At 34.7% G+C, this 18,913-nt stretch carries 23 protein-coding genes; 2 read left to right on the forward strand and 21 right to left on the reverse strand.

Annotated features, from left to right (window positions below; translation table 11 throughout):
* Positions 1 to 3 precede the first annotated feature (3 nt).
* From QFX10_RS00110 to QFX10_RS00165, 12 genes are all read right to left on the reverse strand, one after another.
* Positions 4 to 354, reverse strand: coding sequence for a hypothetical protein (locus QFX10_RS00110; RefSeq protein ID WP_280606265.1), 351 nt, complete (start codon positions 352 to 354; stop codon positions 4 to 6).
* Positions 355 to 673: 319 nt separating this feature from the next.
* Complete coding sequence (locus tag QFX10_RS00115) at positions 674 to 811, reverse strand: hypothetical protein (RefSeq protein WP_280606266.1); 138 nt, start codon at positions 809 to 811, stop codon at positions 674 to 676.
* A gap of 6 nt (positions 812 to 817) precedes the next feature.
* The gene (locus tag QFX10_RS00120; protein ID WP_280606267.1) at positions 818 to 967 is read right to left on the reverse strand and encodes a hypothetical protein; all 150 of its coding nucleotides are present in this window, start codon (positions 965 to 967) and stop codon (positions 818 to 820) included.
* Positions 968 to 1,068: 101 nt separating this feature from the next.
* A complete protein-coding gene (locus QFX10_RS00125; protein WP_280606268.1) occupies positions 1,069 to 1,329 on the reverse strand; it encodes a hypothetical protein in 261 nt (86 codons plus the stop codon).
* 1 nt (position 1,330) lies between these two features.
* Complete coding sequence (locus QFX10_RS00130) at positions 1,331 to 2,374, reverse strand: ParM/StbA family protein (RefSeq protein ID WP_280606269.1); 1,044 nt, start codon at positions 2,372 to 2,374, stop codon at positions 1,331 to 1,333.
* The gene (locus QFX10_RS00135; protein ID WP_280606270.1) at positions 2,374 to 2,643 is read right to left on the reverse strand and encodes a hypothetical protein; all 270 of its coding nucleotides are present in this window, start codon (positions 2,641 to 2,643) and stop codon (positions 2,374 to 2,376) included. The genes QFX10_RS00130 and QFX10_RS00135 overlap by 1 nt, the downstream gene beginning before the upstream one ends.
* 6 nt (positions 2,644 to 2,649) lie before the next feature.
* Positions 2,650 to 3,066: a DUF7679 family protein gene (locus QFX10_RS00140; protein WP_280606271.1), complete on the reverse strand. Its 417-nt coding sequence runs from the start codon at positions 3,064 to 3,066 to the stop codon at positions 2,650 to 2,652.
* Positions 3,059 to 3,529, reverse strand: a complete 471-nt coding sequence (locus QFX10_RS00145) for a hypothetical protein (protein WP_280606272.1) — start codon at positions 3,527 to 3,529, stop codon at positions 3,059 to 3,061. Before QFX10_RS00145 ends, QFX10_RS00140 begins: the two co-directional genes overlap by 8 nt.
* Before the next feature lie 90 nt (positions 3,530 to 3,619).
* On the reverse strand, positions 3,620 to 4,294 hold the full coding sequence (locus QFX10_RS00150; RefSeq protein ID WP_280606273.1) for a DUF2786 domain-containing protein: 675 nt from the start codon (positions 4,292 to 4,294) through the stop codon (positions 3,620 to 3,622).
* A 19-nt stretch (positions 4,295 to 4,313) separates the two neighbouring features.
* Positions 4,314 to 4,571, reverse strand: a complete 258-nt coding sequence (locus tag QFX10_RS00155; RefSeq protein WP_280606274.1) for a hypothetical protein — start codon at positions 4,569 to 4,571, stop codon at positions 4,314 to 4,316.
* A 495-nt stretch (positions 4,572 to 5,066) separates the two neighbouring features.
* Positions 5,067 to 5,408, reverse strand: a complete 342-nt coding sequence (locus QFX10_RS00160; protein WP_280606275.1) for a hypothetical protein — start codon at positions 5,406 to 5,408, stop codon at positions 5,067 to 5,069.
* Positions 5,405 to 5,851, reverse strand: a complete 447-nt coding sequence (locus tag QFX10_RS00165; RefSeq protein WP_280606276.1) for a YqxI family protein — start codon at positions 5,849 to 5,851, stop codon at positions 5,405 to 5,407. The genes QFX10_RS00160 and QFX10_RS00165 overlap by 4 nt, the downstream gene beginning before the upstream one ends.
* 247 nt (positions 5,852 to 6,098) lie before the next feature.
* Here QFX10_RS00165 and QFX10_RS00170 point away from each other — a divergent pair, with 247 nt between their 5' ends.
* Positions 6,099 to 6,170, forward strand: coding sequence for a type I toxin-antitoxin system Fst family toxin (locus tag QFX10_RS00170; RefSeq protein ID WP_280607285.1), 72 nt, complete (start codon positions 6,099 to 6,101; stop codon positions 6,168 to 6,170).
* Between the two features lie 204 nt (positions 6,171 to 6,374).
* Here the strand turns inward: QFX10_RS00170 and QFX10_RS00175 are convergent, their stop codons facing one another.
* The 3 genes from QFX10_RS00175 to QFX10_RS00185 all read right to left on the reverse strand — a co-directional run bounded on the left by QFX10_RS00175 (position 6,375) and on the right by QFX10_RS00185 (position 11,073).
* On the reverse strand, positions 6,375 to 6,626 hold the full coding sequence (locus tag QFX10_RS00175; RefSeq protein WP_280606277.1) for a hypothetical protein: 252 nt from the start codon (positions 6,624 to 6,626) through the stop codon (positions 6,375 to 6,377).
* A gap of 44 nt (positions 6,627 to 6,670) precedes the next feature.
* Positions 6,671 to 7,066: a hypothetical protein gene (locus tag QFX10_RS00180; protein WP_280606278.1), complete on the reverse strand. Its 396-nt coding sequence runs from the start codon at positions 7,064 to 7,066 to the stop codon at positions 6,671 to 6,673.
* Positions 7,067 to 7,896: 830 nt separating this feature from the next.
* Positions 7,897 to 11,073 (reverse strand): SEC10/PgrA surface exclusion domain-containing protein, encoded by a 3,177-nt coding sequence (locus tag QFX10_RS00185; RefSeq protein WP_280606279.1) that lies wholly within the window; start codon positions 11,071 to 11,073, stop codon positions 7,897 to 7,899.
* A 144-nt stretch (positions 11,074 to 11,217) separates the two neighbouring features.
* Between QFX10_RS00185 and QFX10_RS00190 the strand changes: the two genes are divergently transcribed.
* Positions 11,218 to 11,895: a helix-turn-helix domain-containing protein gene (locus QFX10_RS00190; protein ID WP_280606280.1), complete on the forward strand. Its 678-nt coding sequence runs from the start codon at positions 11,218 to 11,220 to the stop codon at positions 11,893 to 11,895.
* Between the two features lie 91 nt (positions 11,896 to 11,986).
* On the opposite strand, the gene QFX10_RS00195 is transcribed toward QFX10_RS00190, so the two are convergent.
* The 6 genes from QFX10_RS00195 to QFX10_RS00220 all read right to left on the reverse strand — a co-directional run bounded on the left by QFX10_RS00195 (position 11,987) and on the right by QFX10_RS00220 (position 18,832).
* On the reverse strand, positions 11,987 to 13,171 hold the full coding sequence (locus QFX10_RS00195; protein ID WP_280606281.1) for a spr1629 family repressor/antitoxin: 1,185 nt from the start codon (positions 13,169 to 13,171) through the stop codon (positions 11,987 to 11,989).
* 34 nt (positions 13,172 to 13,205) lie between these two features.
* A complete protein-coding gene (locus QFX10_RS00200) occupies positions 13,206 to 13,964 on the reverse strand; it encodes a spr1630 family ClpXP-sensitive toxin (RefSeq protein WP_280606282.1) in 759 nt (252 codons plus the stop codon).
* Between the two features lie 172 nt (positions 13,965 to 14,136).
* Positions 14,137 to 15,246 (reverse strand): pilin N-terminal domain-containing protein, encoded by a 1,110-nt coding sequence (locus tag QFX10_RS00205; RefSeq protein WP_280606283.1) that lies wholly within the window; start codon positions 15,244 to 15,246, stop codon positions 14,137 to 14,139.
* The gene (locus tag QFX10_RS00210; protein WP_280606284.1) at positions 15,243 to 16,100 is read right to left on the reverse strand and encodes a class C sortase; all 858 of its coding nucleotides are present in this window, start codon (positions 16,098 to 16,100) and stop codon (positions 15,243 to 15,245) included. Before QFX10_RS00210 ends, QFX10_RS00205 begins: the two co-directional genes overlap by 4 nt.
* Before the next feature lie 12 nt (positions 16,101 to 16,112).
* Positions 16,113 to 18,260 carry a SpaA isopeptide-forming pilin-related protein gene (locus tag QFX10_RS00215; RefSeq protein WP_280606285.1) on the reverse strand — a complete coding sequence of 716 codons (2,148 nt, stop codon included), beginning with the start codon at positions 18,258 to 18,260 and terminating at the stop codon, positions 16,113 to 16,115.
* Positions 18,261 to 18,277: 17 nt separating this feature from the next.
* Positions 18,278 to 18,832, reverse strand: a complete 555-nt coding sequence (locus tag QFX10_RS00220; protein WP_280606286.1) for a class A sortase — start codon at positions 18,830 to 18,832, stop codon at positions 18,278 to 18,280.
* Positions 18,833 to 18,913 lie beyond the last annotated feature (81 nt).

An 18,913-nucleotide genomic window follows, 5' to 3' on the forward strand; every position in this document is an offset into this window, starting at 1 on the left:
TCCTTATGCAATACGTCTTAATTGGCTGTCAACTTGTATCATGCCAAACTCTGAAAAATTAGGTTGCGAAAGATTGTACACATACGCATATACAATACCATTTTTGGACAACCTTAAGTTCTCAATATATTCTTCAGGGCAATTTGAAACGACTAAAACAGAGATAAAGTTTCCATTCTTAGTGAGATAATACGGATATACCTCATGTTTTATCAAAATTTCAGCGATTTCAGGTCTTTCTGACTTAAAAAACATCATTAAAGTTTCAGCGCAAAATGCACTATCTACGTCTAATCCAATTAAATTCTTTAATATCTTATTCGCCTGTTCTCTTTGTTCTGCTACAGTGACCATATTATTACCACCCTCTTTGATATGTTAACGTGTCATGCACGCTACATTTTCTTAATGTTCATAGACGGAAAAGCACTACAACCCTGCGCCAGCACACGAGGTGCTTGGGGTTGTAGTGCTTTGGAGTATATGATATGTGTAAAAGCCGTTTACGGCTTGCGCAAGGAGCAACAGCGACTGAAAGATACTTATACCATTTCAGCGCAGTGGGCGGAGGCGGAGCGCGTTAAGTCTTTAGTTCAAGTATTTCCTTTCAAGCAAATACATTTTGGCAACACTTAAGTTGCTATTTATTTTTTAATTGTACTGTGATTGCTTTTTACTTTGTCGTCGTTTTTTCTTTCGACCATGACTTTGTAAACATCTTTAAATTCCTAGCTTTTGAGTGATGCGTTTCATCTGTGACGATCATATATGGCTCAGAAAGCTTTCCTAAGCGATTATTTAACTTTATCACTGATGTTCACACTACTACATAGTCCATATTGACGTCAGAAGCTATCAGATCAGCTGTTATCTGTCCTACCAACTCTTTTCGATGTACCATGAAAAATAATGCTTGATCGATCTTTGTGCTCAATTCTTTTTGGTGTGGATATAGTCCATACCCCATCAACTCATCTCACTTCATAAATTACACCTATATTTTAGGGGTTAGCCTAAATATCTGCTTTTTTAGGACAAAATAAAAAGGCCGTAAAATCGACCTTTGAGCTATGCTCTAAAACCTGCAAAGCCACTGGAGAAACTCTTTTTTGGCTTTTCTTGCTGCATTGAATGTTTTTGCGGTTTTATCGGCACTATTTTATTTTCACTGATCTGCTCAGATTGCTTCATCTGATGTTCGATCAAACTACGGATATACTCAGATTGATTTTGTGCTGATCCCTGCAAAAATTCATATATTTTTTGATCCCTAGGGTTGTCATACAGCCTAAAACTAATCTGTTTAATTAATTTTTGCCGTTCTTTCACGCTATTCACCGACCTCAGTAAAACCATATTTATAAAAGCCACGAACGTTTGCCATTTCTGCATCATCAACAAAGATCACCTTTTCAAAAACTGCTCTTATCATACTTTGATCAATGATATTTGACGTTCCTCCAGTGATGATCAAAGTATCGATGCTCTTAATGTCCTTGAATGTGCTACGTAACTGGCTAACTAAACGTTGACTAAAACTTTTGATTTCTTGTTCAACAATTCCTGTAATGTCCAAGATATTATTCTTAGAAAACTTATAGGAAAATTGCTTTTCTGCGATCCCCGCACGAACCAATTTCTCTATTTGGTATAAGCTCACATTATCTTCGATACGACTGGCGATCGCTTCATAAAGATCATTTGCCCCGGTCGAATATTGTTTACGCGCTTTTTTATCAAATTCAAAGTTCAATAATGTATCGATCAAGATCGTACCACCGCCAATATCGATGATTCCAACTCTTTCATCTAAAAGCCCCTCACGCTTCAAATTCCCTTCATCATCTAATAAGACATTGTAAAATGTCCCTATAGGTTGCGGTATGATCAACACGGTCTCAACTTTCACGTTTACTGTTGTCCCATCGATTTCAACTTGATGCTGCCCCTTTAAAACTTCAGCTAAGCCCCTTAGTTGCTCTTTGCTGTTATAATCTTCTGTTGGCACACCAGCAACTACTGTAACGGACATAATTTCATTTTTTGCTTTTTCAAAATCAGTAGCTAAAAGTCCAAGTGCAAAATTGGCCAATAATTTAAACGTATGATTGCTATAACGATCGCGATACATCAATGTATCTTGTAAATAATCATCTAGCTTTAAATTAACCAAGTCAGTTCCCCAAGCCCATTTTTGTTCATCAAACGGGGTTTTATACATCGTAATATCCCGTTTGATACCCAAATTACCTAGATTTCCTAATTGTTGTGGGAGATCATTTTCATTTAAGATCTGTGAAGGCAACACATATTCTGCCTTGTTGCTCTTTAATTTTGTTTGCTTATTTCCTAAATCCAATGCAAAAAGTTCCATTAGTGATCACCTGTATCCCTTTCAAACTCAAAATTTTCTAGATCATCTAAAATCTGTTCTAAGATTTCTTCTGTTTTTCCTGGTAAATTCAGTAATAATATAGTAATCATATGTGCTATATCCCTATAATTTCCACTGATATATTGGGCCATTTCTCCATAATCAGTCGCACCTACTACGATAGTATTTCGATACCCGATCTCTCCCAATGTTTCTTTTGTTGCTTCAGCAATATCCTTGAACAAGTCCCTTTGAAGTTTTTCTTCCATACTATATCACTTACCTTTCCACTTACTACGTGACCACCAGCGCAATAGATCGATCGTGATCAAAAATTTGTTCTTCAAAGAAAAATCATGTCGTAAAAATCTTCTGCTCAAAATCAGTTGTTTTAAAGACACTTGATACCAATTATTACGAATAATAAATTGGCTTCGTGCCCTCATTCCTTTGTTTCGAGTTTTAATAAATTGTGCATCAATTTTAGCAACTCTGATCGTTGTCTCATGATTAACATATGGTCTTATCGGGACATTTATCAGTGCTCCGGACAATAATTCTCTCCAATCAGATTTATTGTGACTGATATAATACCACATAGGGCTTTGAAGATCCCGAGGTAACAAGTAATCTCCTTTTGTGCCATTTAAAAATTCGACCTTGATATAGATGTATCTTTTTTCTCTAACCATAAAAGGCCTCTAGCAAGGTTTTTGCCGAAAAATTCAAATCCGTATAACCATATTCGTATAGAATACGATCAACGACTTCTGCCGTTAATTCCTCAGGTTCTCGCTTCAGGGCATCAGTGTCATAAATTGTTACTGACTTCACACTACCATCTTCATTCAGCCTAGTGTATGTATCAAATGCTGAAGCATTTAGTAGAGCCTCATGAATATCTGCATGTTCCAATAAAAAAGATCTTGCCGCAGCCACCTCATTTAATTGCTGTTCTGATTCCAATAGTTTGATCACTTCTTCCTGTTGCTTCTTATATTCAAAAGCTCGATAAGCATTTTGCTCACTTTTATACCCATACCCATTGGCGTTATCCAATATCTCACCTGTTTGTGCATCGATCACAATATATCGCTTATCACCCATCTCTTGTGATAATTTATTTGAATAAATGACTTCACATCTTCCATTCATACATGCCCCTTCTTTCTAATGCTACATTTTTAAAGATCAGTATCATCGTGCCCCATTATAGGCATGATTATCTATGATCGTTACTCATTTTCAGCCTCTATTCAATATCTCTTTAGGCATTAGTTTTGATTTCTTAGCGTGCTCATACCCTATAAGATACGCTTCTTCATTTAACACCTTTGGATTAGTAGTGGTGTAACTACCTAGTTTCATCTCTTTAAAAGCGCGATCTACTTCGGCCGGTACTTGCAACATCAACTCAAACTTTCGTAATTCTCGTTTTTGCTGCCTGAATCTCCCATCTATCCCATGAAGAAATCCCTGTAAATAAGAATTTCTATACACAACTCCAAGGTGCTCTTTCCGAATCCTTCCTAGCCTATACTCCAAATACATCAATGTTGCTTCATAGACTTCCGTTGCAATTCTAACATCATCTTTATACCCAAAAAATATCATTGTCGTCTCTTTCCGGTTGTAATATCTTCGTCTGATCGACTTACAGCGAAAATTTTTAGCTAATATTACATGTAACTCTGCCTTCCACCAAGGCATACGCACCAAATATTCAGATTCTGTTTCAACGATGTTCGCATCTGTTTGTCTCCTATCCTTCCGATCGATATCTTGCATCGACAAGTTGTGCTTCAATAACATTTTTTGCGCTAACATAAGCGCTGTTTGTCCTTCTTCATCATTAGGATTATCTTGAGCTAACTTCATGAGCTTTTGAATCTTGGCAATAATTTTATCTAATTCTTCCATTTTCAATCACCTCAAAATCTTAATCTGTAAACTTTTGTTTAAACAAATAATTGCCATACTCAACAGCTTTATTATGCAACATTTCAATAAATACAGTTATAAATGGGGCAGCAATAAAATAAACTGTAGAAATAAACCCTAAATCCCACCCTAAGATCAAATACAGATAAGTACCTCGAAGAAAAACGGTTATCCAACCAATGATACTTGCAATGCTAAAACAACGTAGCAACATTGCTACCTTATTTCGATAAAAAGGTTGTTTTTGTTCTTTCATAATATATCCTCCAATGCTATCAAACGTTACATTTTCTTAAAGTTCATAGCAAATAGACCGCTACAACTCTGCGTTAGCACGTGAAACGCTTGGAGTTGTAGCGGTCTATTTGCTATGATATGTGCAAAAGTCGTCTTAACGACTTGCGCAAGGAGCATTAGCGACTGAAGTTTATATAATATTTTCTAAGCGCGGTGGGCGGAGGCGGAGCGCTCGCAATGCTTCAATCTAAAATTAGTGGTAGCAAAGTGGGAGCACTTTTTCACTATGACATCAAAAGTGGTAGCAAATTGCTACCGTTTTGCTACCACTTTACAGAGAATATACTTCTAAACGCAAAAGAGGCTAGTAGTTCCCAGCTCCTTTTGTGTTATTCACGTAAACCTTATCTCATTTCGCACTTTGATTATAGCAAAAATTTTGGAAAAACAACGAACCAAGACCTTGAGACTCTCCTCTAGAACTTAAAGTGCTTACTTCTAAGCACTTTAAGTTCTAGTTTAAGTCAGGTATTGTTAATTTTATATCGAATTGTTTTAGGAAAATTTTAAGCATGCCATTAAAAATATCATTTGGTAGTTCTGATACCTTTGGAACAATCGTTATTAGTTCCTCTCGTATTTTTTCTATGCTTAAACTCTTTTTATCAGATAGTAGATTTAACCGTAATAATATTTTATCGTGTTCTTCTTGCGTGAAATCAAATTCTAAACAAAAAATATGTGAAGAGATAGGTTCAGTAGCTGTATGACCCATAAGAGTTGCAAGATCAATAATTGAGTCTTTCAAAAGCATTTGATTTTCTACTTTAGAAAATGCATATTCGCTTAAATTCATAGTATCCAGCTCACCGCTTCCCTTATTGCAAGAGCTATATTAGTGGCAACACTATTAGACGCTCCAGCACTTCTTACGCTTCTATATACGGCATCATAAACAGCTTGCGCTGGAACTTCACTCCACTCTAGTAACGGTTTTAGAGCATTTACTATAGCGCCATAGTACCTATCCACTTGATTAGCCACTGTTCTACCTGAAACGGATCTAACTGCATTTATGACAGCACTTCTGTTTTGTATAGCTTTCTTGAGTGCAGCCTTGGCAATCTTAGTCCAAATACTACGCTGTTCTTTTAAGGAATTATAATCACTTTCCTTTACTGGAACAGTTACAGCTGTTGTTGTATCAGTTGAAGCTTTGACCGTTTGTACAGTTGGTGTTACAACTGGAGACAGTAGAAAAACTAAGAGACTTGTAACTAGTAATTTTTTTGATTGCATTTTTACTTCTCCTTTCTGTATTTAAAAGCACATCTGTATCCGGTTTCAAAATATAAAAAAACAAACAAAAGATGGCAAAAAAATTCGTGTCGAGCGCTTAAAAGTTCTCCCTACTCACACAGGATTAGCTTTTGATTTATTTATATATAACCTATCTCTCCTCACACTTTAATTGTAACAATAATTCTTTTTTCTAACAACAAATCAATAGATCAATTTATATCTAAATATATAAATAATTAGGATAATTTTATCGTTAATCGTTATACCAATATTCGTTGGCATAGTCACAGAACTAGTCTCTCATTGGTTAGAATAAAAGGACAAAAACAACGATTGAGAAGCAAGTTGCTTGCTAACACGTCAGAGTCGCGCCTGATGCAAAAAAAGCCCAATCTATGCCAGTAGGTTGGACTTTTGTGTTGTTGTGTAACAACAAATCTTATCGTTTCGCACCATGACTATAGCTTATAGCAAGGAGCTGGCGGCCTAAGCTCAAATAACTTGTTAGAGATTCCTTCTATTAGACATTATCTCCTATCACTGGTAAATAGATAATCTTTTGCTCATCATTGATTTTTGCAACATCTTTTCCTGTCAGAGTAAAAATATCTCCTGTTTCTAATCTTTTTCCTACTACTCCCCAAGAAACAGCAGTTTCTTTGTCTGATTCAACAATAGTCCAAAAATGCTTTAATTCAGTACTATTTTGAAAAAAGTGTTTGAAAACTCTTGAATCTCCCCCGTCCTTGATAGCTTTTTTCATCATTTGCATCAATGATTTCATCGTCAGCAAATAATGGGACTGGGAAAACTTTATTACATACACCCACCTAACGTTAAAATTATTTGCGTATATTTGAATCTCTCATTTAATCTGCTGCATTCCATAACAATAAAGTAGTCTTCATCTTCCTCATCTCTCACTACAATTCCTTGGGAGTATTCTGTCTTCCATAAAGGCTTTACCCCATAAAATTGGGATACGACAGCATTAGTAGGATTAGGTACATCGATATCAAATCCGTTATCTTCCAACCATGTGTGGTAATCTGCTAAAGCAGGTAAACCCATCATCTGCACCGAATTTAGAATATTTTCTTGCTCACGTAATTCATTTTCGAGATTTATCACATACTTTTTTGTTGGATCAAGTTCATATCCATGTGGTATTACAAGTTGTCCAAAATCTTTATTTAATTTTATTTTTTCCATTGTTTCCCTCCGATATAAAAAAATTTTCTTACAAGGATGTATTAAAATATAAGTTTAATAGCAACATATTTTTGATATATAAAAAAATTAACATAAAAAAGCAAACATTCATAATATAATGCTCAATAGAATAGAAAACTAGCTGTGATACAAGAATAATATTAGAGCGTGCCCCTTTATATACCATCCACTATCTAAAATAGTGATCAATCATTTTATTCGTATTAATGTTAAGTCAGTTTGGGGTATCGCCACTCTCTTAGGATCCTTTGAAATATCAAAATCTTGCTTAATTAATTTTCCATTATAATTTCTTTTCCAACTTCTATCTGCCGAATCTACAAAGTATACTACTGGGACAGGTACTTTATGCATTGATTGCTCGATATGCAAATTATAGTGAATCAGAAAATCACCTGGTGGCAAAATTCCAATTGATAAAGGAGAGATTTCATTACTTTCATGATCATACCCACATTCGATATCAATAATAACGTTATGAACTGGTTCGTTTGAATGATTTGATATCTGAAATGTATTTGTTTTTGTCTTTTTTCCTATACTCTGTTTTTTATCCCACCAATAAAAACTTTACTAGCAACTCCTCTTCTTTTCTCTTTTTCAGACTTTATAATCTCACAAAATGTTGTAACTAGCGAGATAGTAACAACAATATTGCCAACTATTGAAGAAATATATTCCCATGTTTGTAAGTTCAATTAAAAGTTACTCCTACTTGAAAAATATAATTAAATGTGTAAATCAGTATACACTAAAAACCTAACACCTCGAAGATGCTAGGTCTTAATTTTATTTATAATTATACTTGATTAAAATTCTTTTTTCTTTCGACGATCGATTTCAACTAATCCTAAAACACTGGCAATGCCTAACATTAAGGCTACTAATTTACTTGTTGTTTGTTCAGTTTTTTCACCCATCTGTGGTAATTGAGAAGCCATTTGCTTTTTGATTTCTTGGCTCACACGTCGACTCTTAACTTCAGTTGTTACGTAGCCAACAAGATTCCCTTGCGAATCAAAAACTTCAATTCCATTTGTCTTATAGTCTGAGACTACATTACCTTTGTCGTTCAAGATCTTATTTCCAACTTGGTAGAATAGAGTATTCTTAGCTTCTTCTCGTGCTAACTGCTTGGCTTTTTTCTCCGCTAATTCAAATGCCTTTTCTGCTTCTTCACGAGCAACTAGTCTATCTAAGTTAGACTGTTTTGATTCAACTTCAGCAGTCTTAGTATTTAAATTAGCTTTCGCCAAATCGTAAGCTTGCTGCTTGGCGTTAACATCTGCTTGAGTTTTTGCCAATTTTTCCTTAGCATTGCTCAAGTTAGTTTGGGCTGTAGCTAGGATCGTATCAGCATTTTCAAGATCTGACAATTTTTCTTGAAGTTTCTTCAAGTTTAAAATTTCTTGATCGTATTTTGTTTGGGCATTTTTCAAAACTTGTTTTGCATTGACTAGATCTGCTTGAGCTTTATCTAAAGCTTCATTCTTAGCGTTCAATACATCTTGAGCTGCCTTCAAAGCTTGCTGTTTATCAGCCAAAAGAGCCTTTGCCTTGTCTAAGTTAGCTTGTTTAGTTGCTAAATCAGCACTAAAATTATCTACCGCTTTTTGTGCTTTTGCTTCAAGCTCTTGATCATTAACTAATTTAGCTTGAGCATTTTTGACAGCTTCTTTGGCCAAAGTAAGATCTTTGTGTAATTTTGCCAAATTATTTTGACTTGTAGCAAGTTTTTCCTTAGTTTGGTTGAATTGTACCTTAGCAGTATTTAAATCGTTCTGAGCGCTATTATAAGCCTCTGTAGCACTATTTAAACTCACCTGCGCTTCTGCCAAGATATCTTTTACTTGATTCAAAGCATTCAAGGCATCTTCGTAATTAGTTTGTTTTACTTTAATATCAGCACTCAAGCTATCAACAGCTCGTTGCGCCTCATCTGCTTTAAACTTGTCTTGGGATAGTGTATTTTGCGCATTATTCAAGTTCGTTTGTGCTTGATTCAATTTAGCAACCGTCAAATTAAATGTATTTTGCTTATCAGAAAGTTCTTTTTCTAAGTTAGACAAACTACTCTTAGAAGAATTTAAGGCGCTCTGTGCGTCGTTATTTTGCTTTTGAGCCGTATCAAATGTGACCTGTTTAACTTGTAAAGCATTTTGTGCATTATTTAACTGCATTTGCAGAAGATCATAATTATCTGAAATGGCGATGAAATTATTATCTTCTTTTTTTGGGTAGTAATCATTGAAATGGATCACACCGTTAGCTGCTATATCAAAGCCAAAATGGGTGGTAGGATCTTTTCTACCATAAACACCCAGTAATTGTTTGGCATGTCCCCATTGGGAAGAGGCGTCATTAAATATAAGCATTAAAATTCTATTATAAATCATTTCTTTATATAAACTTAACGACCCGCTATTAAAACCAATGGACGCAATAGATTCTGCAGATCCCCATGTTCCCCCAATAGCTTCCTCTCCCTTTTTTATAGCCTCCTTACTGTGATCGAATATATTTAGAGGTGTATTTTGTGTGATAACTCTCGAGTACCTTAAAGAATTTTCTGTAACTACAAGCCGATTATCATATCCCATCTGTTGCCTTACTTGATTTAATAATCCAGCTACCCAAAGGGTTAATTCTCTTTGTTGATCTTCTGTTATATTCGATGTTTGAAGTTCTATGCTATCATCATGTCTTGAGGCCTTAAATTTATTTAATTTATAAGCTTCTGAAATAAAATTTTTCAGGATACTATAATCTGTTTTGCCCTCAAGAATATCTTTCCAGGCTTGCGCAAATCCATCAGGCAATGTAATCGTATTGATACTATTCAATTTATCTGTAATTTCAGCAACCTTATTGTGGGCCTGATCACGTTCAGTCTTAGCTTGATCAAAAGTAGCTTGTGCTTTATCAGCTTCAGCTTGCTTGTTGGTCACAACATTTTTTTCTGTCTCAACTAACGTATTGATTTTATTTAAAACGTTTTCAGCATTTTGTTTATTAGTAATAGCATTATTTAGATCTTGTTGTTTTTGTTGGACGTCAAGTTGATCGATAGCTAATCTACCTTTAGCAGCTTTAGCTGTATCAATGATATCTTGAGCATTAGTCCCATCTAAAATATTCTTAGCTTCGTCTGTTTTAGCTTGTGCCACATTAACCTTTTGCGTTGCCTGATCAACCGCAGTTTGAGCCTGTGCTTTATTATCAGCAGTTTTATCAGCTACTACTTGTTTGATTGAAACATTGTCACTTGCCATATTTACAGCTTGTTCATTCTCACCAACTTGCTTATTGGCTTCATCTAGGTTTTTCTGTGTGTTTTCTACTTGAACTTTTTTATTATTGAGATCAACAGTATCTTGCTTTACTTGTTCTTTAGAACGTTCTAACTCATCTTGGGCTTTTTTTGAGTCTGCTTCATCAAGCAATTTCTGAGCCTGATCAACATTTGCTTGCGCTAGATTAACATTGTTTTGTTCTTGATCAACGCCCTCTTTGGCTTTATTTACTTCCTGAGTTACTTTATCAACTGCTACCTGCTTAGTTGCAACGTTGGTATCATTAATTTTTACGTTATTAGAAACCTCAGCAATGTTTTTTTCTTGATCCTTGATACTATCTTTTACTTGTTCAATATTTTCGGGCGTAGCTTCATTTTTCAGTTCTTGAGCTTGATCAACATCACCTTGAGCCTTATGTACATTATCAGCTGCTACTTGTTCATCAGCTTTAGCGCCATCTAAATCATTTTGGGCTTTATTTAGATTTGTTTGAGCTTGAGCCTGTTGCTCTTTTGCTTGATCCAAATCTGCCTGTGCAGTTTTCTTGTCATTTGTTGGTTGTTGTTGGATCACAGCAACATTACCATTACCATTATCATTAACATTATCTGCCTGTACACTTTGTGCATTAGCACCTACGATTGCTGTCCCCATAACAGCTGCTGTTGAAAGTAAAATTTCTTTTTTCATACTCACGACAACTCCTTTTTTATATATCAATGTTTACAAATACATATTAACTTATACACTACAAAAACACAATATTAATTTCATTTTTTTTTTTTTTTTTGAATAAATGTAGTCCGAATGATACAATATTTATGAGGTGATAATATGCTCCAAAATAACTTAAATAAATTAATGAGCGAAAGAAATATCAAAGCAAGTGATATTTATCGTGATTTAGGTATTGCTAGATCAACAATTCTTTCTCTAGCTAAGGGATCGACTGGCGGAATCCAATTTGAAACATTAGAACGTTTATGTACGTATTTCGATGTTTTACCAACTGATTTTTTTGAATATTCTCCCTACGTATTACAGACGATCTTTAATACAGACATTTTTTCTTTGAATATTCCTGAGTTAACTTATAGCGCACAGATTACAAAAAATGTATATCAGAAGAACTTTAAGATCCAAGTCACTTGGCAGATTCCAACGTTAAACTCTGATTTTCCTAAATCTACAACTACTGATCAATTATTATTTGTCCGCTGCAAATTAATTAACGATCTGAGCTATACGCAAATAGAACTTGATGAGATCATCAAGACATTTTCACCAATCTTAAAACGTAAATTTTTCATTGATCTAACAGCCGATATAGTCTCACAACTTCAACGTGCAGTTAAGAAAAACTCCGAGCTTATAGCATACGATCCAAGTACAGATCAAAACCGGAAAATCAAATTACTCAAAAACAAGCACTGTATCATTGAACTTTTTAAGGGCACACCTAGTCATAAGTTGATCGATATTACGCTAGGAACAGATGAGTTAACTCTATAGAAAAAGACCAGTATTCTCAACAAAAACATAGTTGTGAGAACACTGGTCTTTATTTTCTTAAATCAAATCACCATTAGGTAGTGCCATAAATTTAGTATGCTTTATCACGAAAATCGTCCATATCTATAATTTTAGCCTCTCTAAAGTAATCTTTTTCCATTTCTAGGTAATGATCAAAAAAGTGCTCATCTAAATTAAAAAGTTTAGAAAGGAAAGTAGGTTGTATATTAAACTGATTTAATAGATTATCTAAGTTAACAACATTTTTAGTAAGAACAAATTTAAAAAGATAGCGCAGTTTACCCGGTTTTACCGGAGGAATTTCATCATCTAATGGCTCAAATAATTTGTACTTCTTTCTAGTTAACTGTCCCCAAAAGTATCGATTCTCTTGATAAGAAAGTAAACCTAAACCGTATGCTCGCATTTCAAGTGCTGCAATGGAAACTAAGTATTTTCTTTTCAAATCTATATAATAATCTGGATTCGATTTTCTTTTCAGTTCAGAGAAATCAGAAATAAATTCTTTTTCTGGTAATAAAAATACAGAGGCGAATAAATATGCTTCTTTTTCAATAATATTTAGCTCATTAGGAGACAAGGTGTCCATATCTACATTAGCATGTAATAAAAGATGCCCTAATTCATGAGCTAAATCAAAATTCCTTCTAACCGCAGATTTTTTAACAGTACCCAGAATTATATACAAACGTCCATCTTTTGTGACCGCACTATAGGCATCAATCTGAGAACCTAAATTCTTTTCTAAAATATAGATACCACTATTCTCTAAAGTATACATTAAATCTTTATTATCCTTTAAAGATAGTTTAGTTCTGGAAAATTCCGCAATCTTTTTGATAATTTCGTTTCTTTCTAGATTACTTCTTTCAATAAACTTCAGACTTTCTTCTCTAATACTTATTATAGGTGTCTTTGGTACTAATAAGTGTTGTTCAAAGCAATTAATATAATGGTCAATATAGTTTAAAAAAGTGAGCTCAAGTTTTGTCTTTTTTCTAGAAGTCCTATCCTTTGCTCTATATGCAATTTTTTCTTCACTGGCTTTGACTATGAGATACTCAGGTGAAAAAAAATACCGCGTCTCTACATGGAATAAATTACGTAATTGATTTAATATCTCAATACGAGGCAATATAGAATCATTCTCATATTGCCATACTGCCTGTTCAGATATATTCAATTTATCTGCTAATTCTTTTCTAGAGAGACCGTTTAATTCTCTTAAATTACGTAACTTCTCTCCATTGAACATCGTAATGACCCCACTTCTTTAGTCGATTTACTGTCTAGATTATATCCTCTTGATTTTCTGCGACAAATTCATAACCAAATGAATGAGTTTCATCAGGATATACACCATCAGGAACTTTATCTCCCTTAATAAATTCAAGCTCTTCTTCACCAATTGAATACTCACTTTTTTCTATTAATTCTGTTAAATCTGCAACCTCGACTAAACTCATTTTATCTTGATTTGGTAATGTTAACGCAATCTTGCTAATCATTTTAGATTGTTCATCTACTTCATATGTTACCACATAAAAACGAGTATATCCTTCTGGCGCTTTTATTGCAATATTTTTATTTATTGCTTCAAGTTCTGGCAAAGAAAGTTCTAACTGAACAAAATCTTTGGATTTTTTTAGTTGTATATTTTTACTATTAATGATTGCATTGTTTATACCAGCATAATCATATAAATAGTTTTCTTTTTTATTTCTTCCTGTTTTTTCATTAAAAGTATTTGCTATCCCTTGACTACTTTTCACAATTAATAAATATTTCTCTTGTTCATTATTCAGAACAAACTGAATATATTCCCAAGTATATCCTGCTTTATCAACCAAACTTTTAACATGACTGTACTTCGAGCATTCTTCACATACGCTAGAATCTATATGATTCCCCTTAACCCATGCATAAGCTCCGCTGACTTCTAAATCTTTTTGAGCTTTCTTTCTTACACCAATATATTCTTTATATCCCTTCAAAATCCCATCTACAAACACTTGGCATAGTTCTACAGGTAAAGAAAATTCATTCATATAATTGCACCTCTTCTTTTATATTATTAACACAATTATACTTATTTTTATTAAATAAAGGAAGTATTTTATCGTTTTTCTTTAAAGTATAGAATCTAACAATAATATTTTCCTCTCCAAATAAAGACATCTTCAAATTTTTCATGTAATTTGAAGATGTCTTTTCACTTATTTAAAAGAAATTAGAAGTCCATTTCTTGATCTTCGTAAACAATGAAGAGTCCTCCTTATGACCAGTTTGGTACATTGTTGCCGTAGTTTCATTTTGAGGTGTCTCTTGGGTCGGTTGTTCTTTTTCAATCGTATCTGATTTTGGATAAATTGTGAATTCGTCCACATAATTTCCATTGGAATCGGATACTGGAGTGATCACAACAATAGGACTCGAGTTTGTAGCGTAACTTTCCTTATCAGTTTCAGTATTAACTACATAATAAGCATGGTATTTACCGTCAATTGGTAATGCTATTTCGGCCATTCCTTGTTCATCAGTTGTAACTTCAGTAACTGGCTTCAATTGATCTTGATTAAGCTTGGCAGCACGTTCTGAAATAGTTTTTCTTAAAGTATCTCCTTGACGTAGATCCTTGACCTTTTGAACTAATCCTTGATCTACCTCTACTTCCTTTGATACTTTAGATGTATCCTCAGAAGATTGTTCACCACTTTCTTCACTCACCTTTTGAGACGTCGTTTGTTCAGTAAAATCTGAATTTTTTAAAGTTTCACTGTTTGAGCCACTTGTCGCCTTTTGTACCGAACTAGTTGAGCTATTCTCATCGCCTTGAATTTCTTCAGAACTTGCAGTATCAAGGGCTTGTTGGCTTTCTTCCTCACTGACACCTAGTTTTTCCTTGATAATAGTGGCCATTAAATCTGTTACATCATAGATAACGAACTTAGAATTAGGGACACCTTTATAATCAGATTGTGCGATCCCGGGAGATTTTTCATTACCGCCTTCGCTACTTTCGGAGAGCGTAGCCATTCGGCTACCACCTTGAGCAATGACCTTCTTGATGATCATTTTCTGCTTTTTTAATGTCTGGATTGGATCATTTTTACTTTCTTCTGTAGAACCACTACTGGAAATAGCTGAATTTGTTGCACTTGTATCCTTTACATTATTTTCCTTATCTGGTGCAACTTCATTCTTGTTTACCTTATTAGATTCAACAGTCATTTCTGAATTTTGCTTAGCTTGATCAGCTAGCACAGGAACCGCTACAGTCATTAATGTTGTCGATAACATTAGACTTGCGACGATCTTATCTTTTTTCATACTTTTCTCAAACCTGTCCTTTCATTTTGAATTAACTGTTTTTTATGTGCTGTATGCTTCTTCATTAAATACACGATCACTACAATAATCAGCATTGATCCTATACCCACTAGGATTCCTTTTCCTAACGATGTCAAACCACCATCAGTTTGGATCTCAACAGTTCGATCATATGCTACTCGATGCCCACGTACTAATAAGCGATGCGTATTTATGAATATTGGAGTACATGTTACTAGTGTAATTAGATCTTTGTCTTTTTCTACCTGTAAATACTTCATGTTGTCTGGTAAAACTTTTTTGATTTGATCGATTTTATAAGCATGGATCTCACCATTGACTTTTAAATAAAATTTATCTCCCAGCTTCACCTTAGAAAGATCGGTAAACAATTTATTAAGACTTAGTCCTGAATGTCCAGTCAAAACAGCGTGTTTTCCTTTTCCACCCGTCGGATCACTAGTATTCTCTAATAATCCAACACCATTGTCCAAAGCGATAGACGAAGTATTATCATAGACAGGTAAGACTTCTTTTAATTTAGGTATCGACAATACAGCAATAGTGGTTAGTTGTGACTTAGCCACATCAACGCTATTACCACTATCTTTTTGCTTCTCTTCTCGAGTAAAAGGATCACTTACTTGTTTTTTAGTTGATCTTTTCTTGTAAAAAGCTTCTAGATAGTCTTTCTTACTTGTTTTCTTATCCTGTTTGTCAAAGTGCTCGATCTGAGACTTTTGCTTTTGTGCCAACATAAAATCAGAGATGAATGGATATGTTGATACACCAATTATGCTAAGACATAGTAGTGTCCAAAAAGCGTAATATAGGATATGGCTGATTCTTTTCATTTAGATCACATCTTAAGCAAATTTCTTGCGAAGAGCATACGCACCTACACCCAACACACTAACAGTAACAACTCCACCAGCTACTGTAATCAACAATTTTTGACTACCTGTTAATGGCATCGTTGTTTTCTCGTTATTCTTGATCACAACCGGTGAATTTAAAGTCTGTTTATCAGTATTTGGTCCGATCTTAAAATTAACAGTTTCTTCCATCAACTGATAACCATTTGGTGCCTTCACTTCACGTAGTTTGTATTCACCTTCAGTAAATCCTTGCAATGAAAATTTTCCTTCTTCATCTGAGGTTAAGATTCCATCATTAACCTGTTTATAATCATCGACCCATTGCGCAGTCTTTTCACCGGTTTTAGCATCATCTTTAAAACCATCAAACCATTTTCCGGTTCTAAGATCCTGCACTGCAAATTGTGCCCCTTGGAGTTTTTCAGCAGCGATCCCAGTTCCCATGAATCCCGAGGACTCTTTGACAAAATGTACTCCATAAGTAACCGTCTTATCAGAACGTTTGATTTCTTTGTAGCCTGATCCATCATTCCAGCCAAGATAGATATCGTTAACAATATCTGTATCAAGTGGCGAATCCGTTTTGACGATCTGATCGTAATTATAAGTTAACTTCTTACCAGCTTGTGCCATTACAGTCTCCGTTGCACTACCTGATGATAAGTCGGATAGAACTTTTTGAATTTTCTCGTTATCTTTTGAATCACAAGCTTCTTTGATTTTTTGCTTGTCACTTTCACTTACATTTTGAGTAACATAATTAACAAACCATTTATTATTCCCAGTAATTACTTCATAGTCTTTTCCTTCTTCAAGTGTCTTATTATCTGACGTTGTAATTACTAAATGACGTTCACCTTCGACATCTTTTAGATGTGCTTGTGGTTCATCACGTGTATAGAAAACATGATATGGTTCACTTTTAGCTTTTGTACCCGTAGCATCGATTTGCCATGCTGAGCCAGCAATATTTTGTGGTACTGTCACTTTAGAAACAAAGTGGGCGTGGTCGCCTCGATGTAGTGACTGATGTTCTCCTACACCGTTAGTCAATTTTTTTGTAATTTCCGGATTACCATAGTCAACTAATGATCCTTGCAATTTAACAGGATCGATACCATCTTCACCAATTGAGAATGTTAACTTATTATCTTCATTATTTAATGCAATTGGTGATAATGCTGCTTTTGCTTGATTATCAGCCTCGTTACTTGCTACTTCACTAGGAACTTCAACGAAGTAGTATTCTCCCATGATCAAGTTATCGGCTGTAACTTTCCCTTCTTTATCTGCCGTTAAGACATCACCGATCTTTTGACCATGACCAGGCTTTCCTCGATAAAGCTGAAACTTAGCACCAGCTAGCTCTTTTTGACCGTTATCAGTATTTTCGCCTTCTTTCTCGTTCCAAAGAACGTACTTGGTAAGATCAAACTTTAGTTTTTGAGTATTGTTCTTCGGGTACAAGTAAGTTGTACTTAAGAAATGCTTTCCGTCTGGATCCGTATAAGGATTGACAAAGACGATAGGCTTTGCTTTGGCCACAACAAAACCTTTAGGTGTTTTAGTTTCAACCGCTGCATAATAGTGATATTTCTGTGGTTTTGACGCATCATAAGCTCTGACACCTTCAAATTTTACATTTCCTGCCCCATCAATCGCCTTCGTACCAACAACTTGTGCGTTCTTTAAGAAATTTGAATTTTCTCCTTTTGCTTCAATATCTTTTTCAATTTCAGCAACACGCCCTTGTGCTTCTTTCGATTGTCCAGCTGTAAAGCCTGTCAAACCCTTGCCGTCCTTATAATTTTCGTTGATCTGATCAGTAATATCGTAAAGTGTGAACTCTACTTTTCCCATTGTTTCTGGGTTATAGTGCAGTAATTTATCTGAAAAAGTGTCTTCTTTTTTAGTTCCATCATTTTTGATCTTATTCTGCTCATCTTCAAAAAACGCTGCATCTTTTTTATCATACATCGTTTTATGGATCTCGATCGTTGTGTTCGTTGGAGCAACCTGATCAGCTTGAACCAAGATTGGATCAGCATGGAGGATCGTGGCACTAGCTAAAACCGGGGCACATAAACTTAGCATAACTCCACCTACAACTAAAGTTTTGGATAGTGTTTTATTCATTAATTATCGCTTCTTTCTTATTCTAATTCACCTTGGACTACAAGGCGGTCATTTCCATGATCAGCACAGTCATAGACTGTAACGATCGGTTTTTCATTATCTTTTGGTAAATAATAGGCACTTCCCGCAACTGGGCTACCATTGATGATTCTAACTTGTGCTGGCTGAATCTTCTTACTTACGATTTTATATTTATAGTCTTTTTTGTCTGGCCCATGTAAAATGATTTCTTGTCCGTTCTTGACTTTATAGAGATCACTTAGTAAGACGCCAGATCTTTCCATGTTATGTCCAGCTAAAACAACATTTCCTTTACCAAATTGGCTATCTAAGTAATAGTCTTTACCAACACCTAAAGAAAGGGTTAAATTATTAGCTCTGTCATAGATCGGTAGCTTAACTTTGATACTGGGAATCTCTAAATACCCATTTGGATACTTATCAACATCATTATCTAGAGCCTGTTTTCGATACTTAAGTAGATCAGAATCACTAAATCTCTGTATTTTTTCTGTTCGTCCGCTTACTTTGTTATTTTTAGTAGTTGCCGGAGCAGTAACTTTGTTTTGCATAAGAGTGTAGCTTTGTCTGTCTGACCAAATTTTAAAAGTGCCTATACAAGCTGTTATCAAGGCGACAACCGTCAAAATAAC

Origin of the sequence: Ligilactobacillus faecis, assembly GCF_029889745.1 — a bacterium.
GTDB classification, from domain to species: Bacteria; Bacillota; Bacilli; order Lactobacillales; family Lactobacillaceae; genus Ligilactobacillus; species Ligilactobacillus faecis.

Coding starts and splice junctions, on each gene's coding strand:
- QFX10_RS00110 (WP_280606265.1), bottom strand. CDS start 354: ATGGTCACTGTAGCAGAACAAAGAGAACAGGCGAATAAGATATTAAAG.
- QFX10_RS00120 (WP_280606267.1), bottom strand. CDS start 967: ATGGGGTATGGACTATATCCACACCAAAAAGAATTGAGCACAAAGATC.
- QFX10_RS00130 (WP_280606269.1), bottom strand. CDS start 2,374: ATGGAACTTTTTGCATTGGATTTAGGAAATAAGCAAACAAAATTAAAG.
- QFX10_RS00135 (WP_280606270.1), bottom strand. CDS start 2,643: ATGGAAGAAAAACTTCAAAGGGACTTGTTCAAGGATATTGCTGAAGCA.
- QFX10_RS00140 (WP_280606271.1), bottom strand. CDS start 3,066: ATGGTTAGAGAAAAAAGATACATCTATATCAAGGTCGAATTTTTAAAT.
- QFX10_RS00145 (WP_280606272.1), bottom strand. CDS start 3,529: ATGAATGGAAGATGTGAAGTCATTTATTCAAATAAATTATCACAAGAG.
- QFX10_RS00150 (WP_280606273.1), bottom strand. CDS start 4,294: ATGGAAGAATTAGATAAAATTATTGCCAAGATTCAAAAGCTCATGAAG.
- QFX10_RS00155 (WP_280606274.1), bottom strand. CDS start 4,571: ATGAAAGAACAAAAACAACCTTTTTATCGAAATAAGGTAGCAATGTTG.
- QFX10_RS00160 (WP_280606275.1), bottom strand. CDS start 5,408: ATGAATTTAAGCGAATATGCATTTTCTAAAGTAGAAAATCAAATGCTT.
- QFX10_RS00165 (WP_280606276.1), bottom strand. CDS start 5,851: ATGCAATCAAAAAAATTACTAGTTACAAGTCTCTTAGTTTTTCTACTG.
- QFX10_RS00175 (WP_280606277.1), bottom strand. CDS start 6,626: ATGCAAATGATGAAAAAAGCTATCAAGGACGGGGGAGATTCAAGAGTT.
- QFX10_RS00180 (WP_280606278.1), bottom strand. CDS start 7,066: ATGGAAAAAATAAAATTAAATAAAGATTTTGGACAACTTGTAATACCA.
- QFX10_RS00185 (WP_280606279.1), bottom strand. CDS start 11,073: ATGAAAAAAGAAATTTTACTTTCAACAGCAGCTGTTATGGGGACAGCA.
- QFX10_RS00190 (WP_280606280.1), top strand. CDS start 11,218: ATGCTCCAAAATAACTTAAATAAATTAATGAGCGAAAGAAATATCAAA.
- QFX10_RS00195 (WP_280606281.1), bottom strand. CDS start 13,171: ATGTTCAATGGAGAGAAGTTACGTAATTTAAGAGAATTAAACGGTCTC.
- QFX10_RS00200 (WP_280606282.1), bottom strand. CDS start 13,964: ATGAATGAATTTTCTTTACCTGTAGAACTATGCCAAGTGTTTGTAGAT.
- QFX10_RS00205 (WP_280606283.1), bottom strand. CDS start 15,246: ATGAAAAAAGATAAGATCGTCGCAAGTCTAATGTTATCGACAACATTA.
- QFX10_RS00210 (WP_280606284.1), bottom strand. CDS start 16,100: ATGAAAAGAATCAGCCATATCCTATATTACGCTTTTTGGACACTACTA.
- QFX10_RS00215 (WP_280606285.1), bottom strand. CDS start 18,260: ATGAATAAAACACTATCCAAAACTTTAGTTGTAGGTGGAGTTATGCTA.
- QFX10_RS00220 (WP_280606286.1), bottom strand. CDS start 18,832: ATGCAAAACAAAGTTACTGCTCCGGCAACTACTAAAAATAACAAAGTA.